The following is a 12,760-nucleotide window of genomic DNA, read 5'->3' as shown; positions in this document are numbered from 1 at the left end:
TGGCTGTATTTGAAAGAGTGCGAATTCAGGTTTAATTACGGCTCCCCAAAAGAGCAGTTATCTATCCTGAAAAAATGGATAAAAAGGCACAACGCGGCATAGTTATCTATGTCAGCCCCAAAAGTTTTGGAGATTCTTAAGAACCTTTTTCAAAAGGTTCTTAAGCCGCCGGAGGCATTCTTCATGGACAATTACGACAAGCAGATACTCGACATCATCCAGTCCCATTTCCCGCTCGCTTCGCGTCCTTACGAGGAGGTCGGCAGGCAGGTCGGTTTGACCGAGGCCGAGGTGCTCGAGCGGGTGCGGGCCATGAAGGCGTCCGGGCTGATCCGACGCATGGGGGCGAATTTCAACTCGAACACGCTGGGCTGGCAGTCCACCCTGTGCGCGGCCAGCGTGCCCGAGGACAAGCTCGACGCGTTCGTGGCCGAGGTGAACAAGCACGACGGCGTGACGCACAACTACCTGCGTGAGAACGAGTTCAACGTCTGGTTCGCGCTCATCGCCCCGGACATGGACGCGGTGGAGGCGATTCTGGCCTCCATCACCGAGGCCACGGGCGTCAAGGTGCTCAACCTCCCGGCGGACAAGCTGTTCAAGATCAAGGTCGATTTCAAGATGGACAAATAAGGGGATGGAAGAAATCATGCCCAAGTTGTTCAAGATTCTGTTGCTCGGGCTGGCCGCCGGCATCCTGAACGCCATCCCCATGGTCTTCCTGTCGGCGGAATGGCAGCCCGTGGTGGCCACCCTGCTCTACTGGCTGGGCCTGAGCATCGTCATCGCCTATGCGCGCATGCCGCTGGAGAGTTGGGCCACGGGCATGCTCATCGCGGTCCTGACCTCCCTGCCCATGGGCATCCTGCTCCATCCGGGCAGCGCGCTGGGCGTGCTCCAGGTCCTCGGCATCGCCCTGGTCCTCGGCGGCCTGCTCGGCTACACCGCCGAACGGCTGGTGGCCGAGCAGCCCTGACCGGCCCCGCTCTCACTTATCCCGATTCCCCTCGACGACGGGCGCGGGCTCATCGAAATACGCTTCCCGCAGCCGGATGTACGGGCTGCTCCCCGAGGAATCGGGCTCCTTGAACCGGTCCAGGGCAGACTGCAGGCGGCGGATCAATCCATCGTCGGTGCTCTTGTTGAACCCGAAATAAATCTGCAACGGTTCGAACCGGTAGACGACGCGGAAGTTTTCCGCAGGCATGCCCTCGTCGCCCATCAGCCGGATCGACGCGCCGATGGCCTGGACAATCACATCCACCCGCCCCTCCCTGAGCATCCGGAGCTGGGCCGGGATGCCGCTGAGCATGACCATGTTCTGCCGGACGCTGGGAAGGGACTTGATCAGAACCCGGTACGGAGCCGTGTTGCGGACCATGCCGATACTGTACTTCTTCAGGTCTTCGAGGCGGTTGACCTCCACACCGGCCCCCTTCCGCGCAAAGACGCCGATGGGCAGCGAGTCCAGGGGGCCGACCCACTTGAAACGGTCGATCCGTTCCGGAAGCCTGGCCAGCACGAGCAGCGCGGTGCCGGGCATGACCTCCACCTCGTGGACGGCCCGCGCCCAGGTCATCACCGTGACGTCCGAAGGGTCGAAATGTTCGTGGACGGAGTGCATCAGCCGCCCCATCAGGGCCACGGCGAATCCCGTGGGCGGACCGTCGTCGCGCAGCTCGGCGTAGGGCGGCAGCGCGTCCACGTAGAAACGGACATGGTCGGCCCGGGCCGGATCGGCGGAGCAGAGCAAGGCGATGGTCCAGAGACACAAGGCGAGGAGGCAATTGGCTTTCGACATACCCATAGAGGTATCGCTACCGCACTTTTCATACGGATAAAATGATAATCTCCACGGCGGCGAGGGCGAAGAACTCGAAAGGCTTGCGGTCCCCCCCGCGAGCGGGTACATCTGTGCCAGCAAAAACATCAAGTGGAGCGCAGCGAATGATTCTTTCCCCCTCCATGCTTTCCTCGGACTTCGCCAACATGGAAACCGAGTTGAAAGCCCTGGAAGCAGCCGGACTCAAGTGGGTTCACCTGGACGTCATGGACGGCCTGTTCGTGCCGAACATCACCTTCGGGCCGCCGATCATCAAGGCCATGCGCGCCAAATCCGGGCTTTTCTTCGACTGCCACCTGATGATCAACGATCCGGGCCGGTATATCGGGGACTTCGTCGACGCCGGGGCCGACCTGATCTGCGTCCACGCCGAGGCGTGCACGCACCTGGAGCGGGTCTGCGCCCAGATAGCCGAGGCCGGTGCCAAGCCCGCCGTGGCCCTGAACCCGCACACCCCGCCCGAGGCCATCCGCTATCTCCTGCCGCAGCTGTTCATGGTCCTGGTCATGTCCGTGAATCCGGGCTTCGGCGGCCAGAAGTTCATCCCGTTCTGCCTGGACAAGGTCCGCGACCTCAAGTCCATGATCACCGCGGCCGGGGCCGACACCCTGATCCAGATCGACGGCGGCGTGACCCTGGACAACGCGCGCGAGCTGACCGAGGCGGGCGTGGACGTGCTCGTGTCCGGCTCGGCCTTCTTCAAGTATCCGCCCTACGGCGAACGGCACAAGGCGTTTCAGGACGCCTGCGAATAACGCAAGCATGCATCAACGGGGCTGTCCGCAGCCCCTTTTCTTTGGGTAACGCAATGGCCCTGGTCAGTTTACGAGACATTTCCATCAATTTCACCGGCACGGTACTGCTGGACAAGGTGTCCATGCAGGTCGAGCCGGGCGAGCGCGTCTGCCTGCTCGGCCGCAACGGCGAGGGCAAATCCACCCTGCTGTCCATCATCGAGGGGATCACCCCGCCGGACACCGGCTCCGTGGACTACCAGCGCGGCTGCCGCGTGGCCATGCTCCCCCAGGAGGTGCCCCAGGCCCTGGAGGGCACGGTCTACGACATCGCGGCCCAGGGGCTGGGCGAGGTCGGCGCGCACCTGGCCGCCTACCACGAGGCCGCCCGCGCCCTGGCCGAATCCCCGGACCCGGGCCAGGACCTGGTGGACCGGCTGGAGAGCGCCCAGCACGCCCTGGAGGAATCCGGGGGCTGGCCGCACCACCAGGCCATCGAGACCGTGCTGTCGCACCTCAAGCTCGACGGCGACGACCTTTTCGCCTCCCTGTCCGGCGGTACCAAGCGCCGCGTGCTCCTGGCCCGCGCCCTGGTCTCGAACCCGGACCTGCTCATCCTGGACGAGCCCACCAACCACCTGGACATCGACTCCATCTCCTGGCTCGAGGACTTCCTGCTGCGCCAGAACGCGGCCCTGCTCTTCGTCACCCACGACCGCGCCTTCCTGCGCAGGCTGGCCACGCGCATCGTGGAGCTCGACCGGGGGCAGCTGCACAGCTGGGACTGCGGCTACGAGACCTACCTGCAGCGCAAGGACGACGCCCTGTCCGCCGAGGCCAAGCAGAACCACAACTTCGACCGCAAGCTGGCCGAGGAGGAGACCTGGATACGGCAGGGCATCAAGGCCCGGCGCACCCGGAACATGGGCCGCGTGCGGGACCTGCGGAAGATGCGCGAGGAACGCAGCGCCCGGCGGGAACGCGTGGGCTCGGTCAAGATGGTCATCCAGGAGGCCGAACGCACGGGCAAGCTGGTCATCGAGGCCAAGGACCTCTGCTTCGGGTTCGACGACAGGCCGCTCATCGCGGACTTCTCCACCACCATCATGCGCGGGGACAAGGTCGGGCTCATCGGGCCCAACGGCGCGGGCAAGACCACCCTGCTCAAGATCCTGCTCGGCGAAATCGAGCCGCAGGCCGGAAGCATCCGCCGAGGGGTCAACCTGCAGATCAACTATTTCGACCAGCTGCGCCTCCAGCTCGACGAGACCCGCTCGGCCCGTCACAACGTGGCCGAGGGCAACGACTTCGTGGACATCAACGGCAACCGCCGCCACGTCATGTCCCACCTCAAGGACTTCCTGTTCACCCCGGACCGGGCCAAGGTCCCTGTCAGCGTGCTGTCCGGCGGCGAGCGCAACCGGCTGCTCCTGGCCAAGCTGTTCACCCGCCCGTCCAACGTCCTGGTCATGGACGAACCGACCAACGACCTGGACGCCGAGACCCTGGACCTCCTGGAAGAACTGCTCATGGACTACCCCGGCACCCTGCTGCTGGTCAGCCACGACCGCGACTTCCTGAACAACGTGGTCACCTCGTCCATCGCCTTCGAGGGCGACGGCGGGGTGGCCGAATATGTGGGCGGCTACGACGACTGGCTCCGGCAGAGGCCCTCCACGGAGCCCGCCCCGGCCAAGGCGTGCAGGGCCAAGCCCGAATACGAGCCGGAAAAGGCGGCCCCGGCCAGGAAGAAGCTGAGCTACAAGGAAAAGTTCGACCTGGAAAAAAAGCGCGAGGAACTCAAGAGGATGCCCGCCCGCATCGAGGGGCTGGAAAAGGAGCTCGGGGCCTTGCAGGCGCGCATGTCTTCCGCTGATTACTACAAGAATTCCGGCGAGATAATGGCGGACGATCAAAAGCGTCTGGAAACCCTTGAGTCCGATCTTGAAATCGCCTATGTGTCCTGGGAAGAACTCGAAACCGCCCTTGAGGGCGTGGAGCTGGATTGATCATGAAAGCCCTGACCATACGCCATGCGGACATGGACGACCTGCCCGCCTGCCACACCATTGAGGCCAATTGTTTTCCCCCCGCCGAGGCGGCCTGGGCGAGCAGCCTGCGCAACCGCATCGAGCTCTATCCCGATGGATTCCTGGTGGCCGAGTTGGAAGGCAAGGTGGTCGCCCAGGTGAACGCGGGCGCAACCGACAAGGACGACATCACTGACGAGGACTTCAAGCAGCTCATCGGGCACGACCCGGAAGGCCGCCACCTGGTCATCTTCTCCCTGTCCGTGCACCCGAATTTCCAGAAGCGCGGCATCGCGCGAAAGTTGCTGACCAACTTCATCGAGCATGCCCGGGACATGGGCAAATCCGCCATCAAGCTGTTGTGCAAGGAGCCGCTCATGGCCTTCTACGCCCGCTTCGGCTTCACCGACGACGGCCTGTCCTCGTCCACCCACGGCGGCGTCGCCTGGCACGCCATGACCCTGGACCTCCAGGACTGAGCACGCTGCGAACGAAAAACAAAAAGGCTACCGGGACACTCCCCGGCAGCCTTTTTTCGTCATGGGCGACAGGGGCTTACCACCCCTTGGATTTGAGGATGTCGTTGACCTTCTTTTCGGTCTTCTTTTCCACGATGACCATCTTCTTGGCCTGGGCCTTCTTGATCTTGTCGGTCAGGGCCTCGATGTCCGCGGGCTTCTCCATGAAGTCCATGGCGCCGAGCTTCATGGCCTGAATGCCCGCCTCCAGGGTGGCCTGGCCGGTGAGCAGGATGACCTGCATGTCCGGGTTGGTCTTCCGGATGATCTTGAGCATGTCGATGCCGTTCATGTCCGGCATCTGCAGGTCCAGCACGATGGCGTCGAAATCGCCGGAATTGATCGCGCTGACCGCCGCACCGGCGTTCTCGGCCGTGGTCACATCCATGCCCCGGATCTCCATCCGTTCGGACAGTGCCTCGAGGAATTCCACTTCGTCATCGATAAGCAGTACTTTTTCTGCCATTTTCTCTTCTCCGATCAGGTATGAATGTTGTCTTACGCGGGAGCGCCCTTGTCCGCAAGCAGCAACTGGCTGGTCCCGGTCTTTTGGTCCACCTCGAGGCGGGCGTTCATGGCCCGGGCCTGCTCGGCAAACGGTGCGTCATCCTTCAGCGGGGCATCCTTTCCGGGCACGGAAAGGGAGAACGATGCGCCGCCTTCATCGGGGGAAACGCTGACGACCAGCGTGTCTCCCGGTTGCATGGAATCGAAGGCCGCCACCATGGAGGAGTGCAGCAGCCGCGTCAGATCAAAGGGGCACGCGACCATGGACACGGGCCCGCCCTCGCCCACGGTCAGCTTGATCTGGCGCATGTCGGCAAAACGGGCGGTCAGGTCCGCCGCGAGACGCAGGGCCTCGGCCAGGTTCACCTCGCGGACGTCCTCGTCCGTGGAATGGGCGAAGGCGTTCATGTTCCTGACAATGGCGTCGCCGCGCCGGATCTGGCCCTGGATGGAATGGGCCGCGCTCTTGAGCCGCTCGGGCTGAAGGGGCACTCCGCGCTCGGCCATGAGCGTGAAGTCCTCGATCAGACCGGCCGCCTCGTTGATCACGGCGAACACGTTCTTGATCTCGTGGGACACGGATGCGCTGATGCGCCCGAAAAATCGCAGTCCCTCGCGGGGTTCGCACTGGGTCCGGCTCATGCCATCTCCTTTGTTGTTACGCCGCCACTTTGCGGATCAGGGCGACCAGATCCTCGAGCTGGATGGGCTTGATCAGGTAATTGCAGCCCGCCGCGCAGCCCGCCTTGAAATCCGCTTCCGAGCCATGGCCGGACAGGAAGATGAACTTCATGTCCGGGTGCCGCTCCGCCAGCAGTTCCATGAGCTCCAGGCCGCTCAGCCTGGGCATCTTCATGTCCAGGACGGCCACGTCGTAGGCGGTCTTTTCGGCCATGGCCAGGGCCGATTCGCCGCTGTCCGTCCAGTCCGCGTCCACATCCCGGAACGCCAGGCGCTCGGCCATGGCGGAAACCAGCTCCACTTCGTCGTCTACCAACAGTACTTTCATGTTATGCCTTGCTCGTCTTGTCTTCGGGCTTGGCCCCCTTGAGGGGCATGATAATGGTGAAGGTCGTACCCACGCCCACCTTGCTCTCAACGGCCATGGTCCCGCCCAGCTCCTGGACCAGGCCGTAGGTGATGGACAACCCCAGGCCGGTGCCGCCGGTCTTCTTCTTGGTGGAGAAGAACGGGTCGAAGATGCGCTTGATGTCCGATTCCGGGATGCCGCAGCCGTCGTCCTCCACGGTGAAGACCAACTGGTCACAGGCTGTCTCCCGGGCCGTGATGGACAGGTGCCCCCCGTCGTTCATGGCCTGGAAGGCGTTGTTCACCAGGTTGAGGAAGATCTGCTGCAGCTTGCCCCGGTCCGAGATGAACGGGGGCAGCTTCTCCGGGATGTCCATGTCGATGGTGATGGACCGGTACTCGGCCTCCTTACGCAGGAAGTCGATGACCTCGTTGGCCAGGTCCTTGAATTCGATCTCGTCCATCTCCACGTCGATGTGTCGGGCGAAGCTCAGAAGCCGCTTGGTGATCTTGCCGCACCGGGCCACCGAGTTGATGATGGAGTCGATGTTCCTCAACAGCCGCTCGTCGTTGGCGTACTCCTGCTTGTAGACGAACAGGTCGCGGATCAGCCCGGCCTTCTCGTTGATGATGGCCAGGGGGTTGTTTATCTCATGGGCCACGCCGGCGGCCAGCCGCCCGATGGAGGCCATGCGGTTGGTGTGCTCCATGCGGTGCAGGGTCCGCGCCCTGGTCTGGTCCGCGATGTAGACCTTGTTGACCAGGTAGGTGGCCACGCCCACGATGACCAGCAGGATGACGACGATGCTCGTGATCAGGATCCAGAGCAACTCCATGCGGATGGTCTGCAACGGCTTCATCAGTTCGCGGGTGTGCTTGACCACGAGGACGATGAACGGGGTGTCGTGGATGTAGGCGTAGCCCACGGTGTACTCCACGCCGTCCCCGCCCCGGACCTGCTCCACGCTGGTCGTCTCGGTGTAGCCGGGAATGGTCAGGTCCACCCTGGTCATCAGGGAGCCGTGCTCCTTGGACGGGGTCTGGATGACGCCCTCGCGGTCGACCACGAAGGCGTCGCCTCCGCCGGGCAGGTCCAGCTGGGTCAGGATGGAGTTGAACTGGTCCGTGTCCAGGGTGGCCCGGAGGATGAAGTCCTCCCCGGTCCCGCTGTCGCGTACCTTGCGCGAGACCACCAGGTGCGGCTCGTCGCGGAAGCCGAGGAAGACCCGGCTGATGTAGGTGCCGTGGGCCATGGTCGTGGCGAACCCCTCCTGGCCGCTGTAGTCGCGGCCGAGCAGGTCGTAGGGGCCGATGTAGGCGATCTGCCGTCCACGGGCGTCGATCACGCCGATGTCCACGAACCCGCCGAAGCTCTGCTTGAGGGAGGTCAGCACCTTGGCCAGGTTCCTGTTGTCGCGCAGGGCCGCGATGCCCTGGTCCTGAACCAGGAACTCCAGGGCCTTGGTCCGCTCCTCCAGGAAGTAGGCCACCGAACGCCTCGTATTGGAGGTCGTCCTGGCCGTGCGCAGGAGGTTCTCGGATTCCAGGGAATGCCGGGTGACGTTGTAGTCGATGAAGGCCATGACCATCAGGGGGATGAGCGCCACCAGCGCCAGCAGGATGATGGCGAAGCGCCAGATGCGGCGGTAGTTGAACAGGCTCTTGCCCGCCCCCGCGTCGCTGTCCGTATCCCAGAACTGCGGCCGTATCTTCTCGATCAATGATGCCATGACGCCACCCGGCTTCCGGAGTTACTTTTGGGCCCTGATCTTTTCGTTGGCGGCCTTGAGCGTCTCGCTCAGGACGTCGATGTCCACGGGCTTGTGCAGGTAGGCGAACGCGCCCAACTCCATGCACACCTCGCGGTCCGCCTCGGAGCCGTGGCCGGTCAGGATGATGACCTCGATGTCCGGGTGCTCGCTCTTGACGCGGCGCAGGACCTCGATGCCGTCGATGCCGGGCATCTTCAGGTCGAGGATCATGACCTCGGGTTCGTCTTCCCTGACCAGGTTCAAGGCGGACTCCCCATCATAAACCACGGCGGAACCCATGTCACGCATCATCAGTCTTTCGGACAGGGTCTGGACGAATTCGCGCTCGTCGTCGACCAGCAGGACCTTGGACGGCACGGCGAAATCCATCTTGCGGTAGATGTCGGTCTGGTGGAAGCCCTTGCCCACCTGGGCCTCAACGGCCATGACGCCCTCCACCCCGGAGACGATGGACTTCAGCTCGCGCTCCAGCTTCTCCAGCAGAAGGACGTGCTTGTTGATGGTCAGGATGACGGTGCCCTTGCGTGCCGAGACCTGGACGCTGTGGCCCTCCTTGGCGAGCACGGTCTCCACCCGGGCGGCCAGGAGGAAGTCCTGGACCTGGGCGCGGGTCTTGTCCGTGACCTTGACCGCGGCGTTCCCCAGCTGTTCGACGATGAGGTCGGCCGAGCGGTCCACGCCGGTGGAGGCCACGGGCAGGACCAGGTCGTAGAGGGTGCCGGACCACGGGTCGTCCGTGTCGCGCAGGGCCTTGACCCAGGCGGCGCGGTCCTCGTCGTCCTTGCGGATGAGTTTCATGGCGTGCTTGTCGGCGAACCCCTCCTCGCGCTCGGCCACGGCCACACGCGCCTTGCGGTCGGAGATGAGGCAGACCTTGAGGATGTGGCCGATGGCCGGATCGGGCAGCTGGGAGGCGAACCCGGGAATGACCAGGTTGTCGTCCTTGACCAGCCGCTCGGCCACGGCCAGGCGCATCCAGGCGATGGCCTGCTCCTTCTCGTGGCTGAAGCTGTTGAAGACCGAGGCCTTGGCCTGGAAGGCCCGGGCGATGCGGTCCTCGGCCATGCCCGACAGGTGCGAGGCGTCGGCCACGATCTCCTGGTCGGTTACCAACCGGCAGTCCGTGGCGTCGAGCACGCGCTTGACCACCACGCCGGCTTCGCAAAACAGTCCGTTGAAAACGGTGATGACAGACATATTGACTCCCTTTTCGCGCCTTAGGCCAGGCGGCAAACGGTGGTGAGGGGACAGCTCTCTTCCTCGCCATTGCGATGGGCACTGGCGTGCGTGGCGCAGATGGCGCTCTCCATGGTCGCGTAGACGTGGTCCTTGCCGATCTTCTCCAGCAGGTGGGTGCGTTCGAGCACGGCCATGACCGCCTCGTTCACGCCGCACAGGGAGATGTCCAGGCCGCGGGAGCGGACCCGGTCGACGATGAGCGACAGGGCCTCCTCGCCCGAGGCGTCCATGTCGTTGATGCCGTTGGCCACGATGATGATGTGCCTGAGCTTGTCGTTGCCCATCAGCCGTTCGGTGATCTGGTCTTCCAGGAAGCTGGCGTTGGCGAAGAACAGCGGGCCGTCGAAGCGGACCAGGGAGATGTGCTTGCACTCGCGCAGGCCGAAGGCGGTGGCGTCGCGCAGGGACTCGTCCTCGGTGCGGGACAGGTTGGCCACGCGCGGGCGCATGGACTTGTACAGGAAGACCAGCAGCGACAGGACCACGCCGACCATGATGCCCTTGTCCAGGTGCGGCGCGAACGCCAGGGTGCAGACGAAGGACAGGATGGAGATGGCGCCGTCATACCACTGGGCCTTCCAGGCGTGGATGAAGCCCGAGGCGTTGATCAGCCCGATGACGGCCATCATGATGACCGCGGCCAGCACGGCCTGGGGCAGGTGGTAGAGCAGCGGGGTGAAGAAGAGCAGCGCGATGACGACCATGAGGGAGGTGAACACGCTGGACATGCCGGTCATGGCGCCCGCCTGGAGGTTGACCGCCGAGCGCGAGAACGAGCCCGAGGCCGGATAGCTCTTGCCGCAGGCGCCGAGCATGTTGGCCAGCCCCTGGCCGATGAGCTCCTGGTTGGGGTCCAACCGCTGGCCGGTCTTGGCGGCCATGGCCTTGGCGATGGAGATGGCCTCCATGAAACCGAGCAGGGAGATGATCGCCGCGAACGGGAGCAGGTGCAGCATGACCTTGAGGTCGAGCGACGGCATGGAGATGGACGGGATGCCCGAGGGCACGGTGCCGACCACGGCCCCGCCGCCCATCATCTTCAGGGAGGCGGCGTCGAGCTTGGTGTTGCCGACCTTGATGCGCCAGGTCCGGCCGTCGTCGGTCATGCCGTCCGGAACCGCGCCGCGCGCGAAGAAGAGCAGGCCGCCGCCGGGCTGCTCCACGCCGGAGAGCAGGGTCTCGCGCAGTTCGGTGCGCAGTTCGTGGGCCTTTTCCTTGAGGGCGGCCATCTTGACGCCGATGACGTTCTGGCCGTGCTGGATGTCCAGGACGGTGAGAGGGTCGCCGCTCGCCTTGGCCTCTTCCAGCTGCTTGGCCAGGTCGGTGCGCTCCACGGCCAGCACGTCCATGGCGTCCACGGTGGCGTTGAAGCCGGCCACGGCGTCATGCACGGCCGTGACGCGGATGGCGTCCACCGGGGCCTTGGTGTCGTGATTGAAGCCCAGCCCCCAGGACAGGGCCGTGGTCACGACGACGGCCACCAGCACGTTGGGAATCTTGGGATTGATGCGCTTGAGGCCGACCATGATGCCGAAGGCCAGCACGCCCATGCCGAGCGTGGGCCAGTGGGTGTAGTGGATGGCGCTTTCCACCACGCGCATGATGGTCTCGTAGTGGTGCTTGGCGCCGTCGACGTAGACGCCGAACATCTTGGAAAACTGGGACGAGGCGATGATGATGGCCGCCGCATTGGTGAAGCCGTTGACCACCGGGTGGGACAGGAAGTTGACCACCAGGCCGAGCTTGAGCACGCCGAGCAGGAACTGGAACATGCCGACCATGAGCGCCAGCAGGATGGCGTAGGCGATGTACCCTTCGCTGCCCGCCGTGGCCAGCGGCTCCAGGGAGGCGGCGGTCATCAGCGAGACCACGGCCACGGGGCCGGTGGCCAGCTGGCGGCTGGAGCCGAACAGGGCGGCCACCAGGGGCGGCAGGAAGGACGCATACAGACCGTAATAGGCGGGCATGCCCGCCAGCTGCGCATAGGCCATGGATTGTGGGATGAGCACGAGGGCGACGGTCAGCCCCGCGATGGCGTCGGCGCGCAACGCCGTCGTGTTGTACCCTTTGAACCAGCCGATAAAGGGAAATATTCGTGAAAGCATGCAGCCTCTTCCTTGCATTACGCCTGCAGCATCCTGCGGCACGCCCGCATCAATTCGTTGAACAGTGCGCCCGCATCGTACAGGTTGTAGTTTTTGAACCGAACCAGACCATCAGCCATCGTGAACAGAATGAGCGCCGATTTCCTGGGAAGGATTTCCTTGCTGATGGAGCCGTCCTCCAGCCCCGCCACGATGGCCTTCTCGAAGATGTCCACGAGGCAATTGTAGATATCCTCGAGGTTCCCCCTGAACTCCGGATTGGACTCGGAGAACTGGTAGAGAAAGTGGCGGTGCAGCAGGAGGAACTTGTCCTCCATCAGGCCTGCCAGATAGAGGTAGAATGAGATGACCTCCTCCGTCATCTCGAGACCGGACTTGAACGGCCTGTTCTCGAAGAACCGTTCGAACTGGTCGACTATCTCGTCCCTGGTTTTTTCCAGGATCGCCAGCAACAGACCCTCTTTGGTCTTGAAGTGATAGAAAATCGTCCCCTCGGCCACCCCGGTGAGGCGGGCAAGTTCCTGCCCGGACGTGTCCGCAAACCCCTTGTGCGCGAACATGAACGTGGCGACCTTGAGGATGGATTCCTTCTTCTTCATGCCTTGATCCTTTTTTCCCAAGCGAACCGAGTGTTCACTCAGTTTTTTCCCTCATACTGAGTAACATCCTACTATGTCAAAAAAATCGGGAAAACTGAGTATGCACTCAGTTTCACAAGCAAGGCTCGCAAAATGATTGAAAAACTCGAAAACCCGAAATCGACAAGCGAATAAAAAAAGAAAAAAAGTTGCCCCCCTCCTCCGCCACCCTCGCCGAGCGCACCCCGCGAAGCGGCCATAAAAAGTTTCGGAAGGATGAGGGGATGGGGGTCCGGGGGAAGGGGAGAAGGGGGTACAGCCCGGGTACATAGGTAACACATTAGCCCGGGAACATGGGTAACACTTTGGGCATGAGAGCCTGGAGGTGCCCATGCCCTGGAATGA

General features: G+C 63.4%; 13 protein-coding genes. 5 read left to right on the top strand and 8 right to left on the bottom strand.

The window, feature by feature from the left end; all coding sequences use genetic code 11:
* Positions 1 to 183 precede the first annotated feature (183 nt).
* Both ahbA and AB6M95_RS18355 read left to right on the top strand, forming a co-directional pair.
* Positions 184 to 633 (top strand): siroheme decarboxylase subunit alpha, encoded by a 450-nt coding sequence (ahbA, locus tag AB6M95_RS18360; RefSeq protein WP_371388200.1) that lies wholly within the window; start codon positions 184 to 186, stop codon positions 631 to 633.
* Between the two features lie 16 nt (positions 634 to 649).
* On the top strand, positions 650 to 976 hold the full coding sequence (locus tag AB6M95_RS18355) for a hypothetical protein (RefSeq protein ID WP_371388199.1): 327 nt from the start codon (positions 650 to 652) through the stop codon (positions 974 to 976).
* Positions 977 to 988: 12 nt separating this feature from the next.
* On the opposite strand, the gene AB6M95_RS18350 is transcribed toward AB6M95_RS18355, so the two are convergent.
* Complete coding sequence (locus AB6M95_RS18350) at positions 989 to 1,801, bottom strand: substrate-binding periplasmic protein (RefSeq protein WP_371388198.1); 813 nt, start codon at positions 1,799 to 1,801, stop codon at positions 989 to 991.
* 146 nt (positions 1,802 to 1,947) lie between these two features.
* On the opposite strand from AB6M95_RS18350, the gene rpe reads away from it, so the two are divergent.
* From rpe to AB6M95_RS18335, 3 genes are read left to right on the top strand one after another with little or no spacing between them, the layout of a single operon-like run.
* Positions 1,948 to 2,598 (top strand): ribulose-phosphate 3-epimerase, encoded by a 651-nt coding sequence (gene rpe, locus AB6M95_RS18345; protein WP_371388197.1) that lies wholly within the window; start codon positions 1,948 to 1,950, stop codon positions 2,596 to 2,598.
* Positions 2,599 to 2,651: 53 nt separating this feature from the next.
* Positions 2,652 to 4,586 (top strand): ATP-binding cassette domain-containing protein, encoded by a 1,935-nt coding sequence (locus AB6M95_RS18340; protein ID WP_371388196.1) that lies wholly within the window; start codon positions 2,652 to 2,654, stop codon positions 4,584 to 4,586.
* A gap of 2 nt (positions 4,587 to 4,588) precedes the next feature.
* Complete coding sequence (locus AB6M95_RS18335; protein ID WP_371388195.1) at positions 4,589 to 5,086, top strand: GNAT family N-acetyltransferase; 498 nt, start codon at positions 4,589 to 4,591, stop codon at positions 5,084 to 5,086.
* Between the two features lie 76 nt (positions 5,087 to 5,162).
* Here AB6M95_RS18335 and AB6M95_RS18330 read toward each other — a convergent pair whose 3' ends face one another.
* Genes AB6M95_RS18330 through AB6M95_RS18300 form a run of 7 tightly spaced genes read right to left on the bottom strand, consistent with a single transcriptional unit; the run spans position 5,163 to position 12,376 of the window.
* On the bottom strand, positions 5,163 to 5,591 hold the full coding sequence (locus AB6M95_RS18330) for a response regulator (RefSeq protein ID WP_371388194.1): 429 nt from the start codon (positions 5,589 to 5,591) through the stop codon (positions 5,163 to 5,165).
* Between the two features lie 32 nt (positions 5,592 to 5,623).
* Entirely contained in the window at positions 5,624 to 6,274 is a 651-nt protein-coding gene (locus AB6M95_RS18325; RefSeq protein WP_371388193.1) for a sensor histidine kinase, read from the bottom strand.
* 16 nt (positions 6,275 to 6,290) lie between these two features.
* Positions 6,291 to 6,641, bottom strand: coding sequence for a response regulator (locus tag AB6M95_RS18320; protein WP_371388192.1), 351 nt, complete (start codon positions 6,639 to 6,641; stop codon positions 6,291 to 6,293).
* 1 nt (position 6,642) lies between these two features.
* Positions 6,643 to 8,391 carry a sensor histidine kinase gene (locus AB6M95_RS18315; RefSeq protein ID WP_371388191.1) on the bottom strand — a complete coding sequence of 583 codons (1,749 nt, stop codon included), beginning with the start codon at positions 8,389 to 8,391 and terminating at the stop codon, positions 6,643 to 6,645.
* Positions 8,392 to 8,412: 21 nt separating this feature from the next.
* A complete protein-coding gene (locus AB6M95_RS18310; protein ID WP_371388190.1) occupies positions 8,413 to 9,630 on the bottom strand; it encodes a response regulator in 1,218 nt (405 codons plus the stop codon).
* Between the two features lie 20 nt (positions 9,631 to 9,650).
* The gene (locus tag AB6M95_RS18305; RefSeq protein ID WP_371388189.1) at positions 9,651 to 11,777 is read right to left on the bottom strand and encodes a SulP family inorganic anion transporter; all 2,127 of its coding nucleotides are present in this window, start codon (positions 11,775 to 11,777) and stop codon (positions 9,651 to 9,653) included.
* Positions 11,778 to 11,794: 17 nt separating this feature from the next.
* Complete coding sequence (locus tag AB6M95_RS18300) at positions 11,795 to 12,376, bottom strand: TetR/AcrR family transcriptional regulator (RefSeq protein ID WP_371388188.1); 582 nt, start codon at positions 12,374 to 12,376, stop codon at positions 11,795 to 11,797.
* Positions 12,377 to 12,760: the final 384 nt, after the last annotated feature.

The organism is Pseudodesulfovibrio karagichevae (assembly GCF_041414475.1).
Taxonomy (GTDB): domain Bacteria; phylum Desulfobacterota; class Desulfovibrionia; order Desulfovibrionales; family Desulfovibrionaceae; genus Pseudodesulfovibrio; species Pseudodesulfovibrio karagichevae.
Note: the sequence above shows the minus strand (reverse complement) of the source record. Positions and strands in the feature narration are given on the sequence as shown.

What these genes read in the sequence shown, in the direction of transcription:
- AB6M95_RS18325 (WP_371388193.1), bottom strand. Translation starts at nt 6,274, where the DNA reads ATGAGCCGGACCCAGTGCGAACCCCGCGAGGGACTGCGATTTTTCGGG.
- AB6M95_RS18320 (WP_371388192.1), bottom strand. Translation starts at nt 6,641, where the DNA reads ATGAAAGTACTGTTGGTAGACGACGAAGTGGAGCTGGTTTCCGCCATG.
- AB6M95_RS18300 (WP_371388188.1), bottom strand. Translation starts at nt 12,376, where the DNA reads ATGAAGAAGAAGGAATCCATCCTCAAGGTCGCCACGTTCATGTTCGCG.
- AB6M95_RS18305 (WP_371388189.1), bottom strand. Translation starts at nt 11,777, where the DNA reads ATGCTTTCACGAATATTTCCCTTTATCGGCTGGTTCAAAGGGTACAAC.
- AB6M95_RS18310 (WP_371388190.1), bottom strand. Translation starts at nt 9,630, where the DNA reads ATGTCTGTCATCACCGTTTTCAACGGACTGTTTTGCGAAGCCGGCGTG.
- AB6M95_RS18330 (WP_371388194.1), bottom strand. Translation starts at nt 5,591, where the DNA reads ATGGCAGAAAAAGTACTGCTTATCGATGACGAAGTGGAATTCCTCGAG.
- AB6M95_RS18350 (WP_371388198.1), bottom strand. Translation starts at nt 1,801, where the DNA reads ATGTCGAAAGCCAATTGCCTCCTCGCCTTGTGTCTCTGGACCATCGCC.
- AB6M95_RS18315 (WP_371388191.1), bottom strand. Translation starts at nt 8,391, where the DNA reads ATGGCATCATTGATCGAGAAGATACGGCCGCAGTTCTGGGATACGGAC.
- AB6M95_RS18335 (WP_371388195.1), top strand. Translation starts at nt 4,589, where the DNA reads ATGAAAGCCCTGACCATACGCCATGCGGACATGGACGACCTGCCCGCC.
- rpe (WP_371388197.1), top strand. Translation starts at nt 1,948, where the DNA reads ATGATTCTTTCCCCCTCCATGCTTTCCTCGGACTTCGCCAACATGGAA.
- AB6M95_RS18355 (WP_371388199.1), top strand. Translation starts at nt 650, where the DNA reads ATGCCCAAGTTGTTCAAGATTCTGTTGCTCGGGCTGGCCGCCGGCATC.
- ahbA (WP_371388200.1), top strand. Translation starts at nt 184, where the DNA reads ATGGACAATTACGACAAGCAGATACTCGACATCATCCAGTCCCATTTC.
- AB6M95_RS18340 (WP_371388196.1), top strand. Translation starts at nt 2,652, where the DNA reads ATGGCCCTGGTCAGTTTACGAGACATTTCCATCAATTTCACCGGCACG.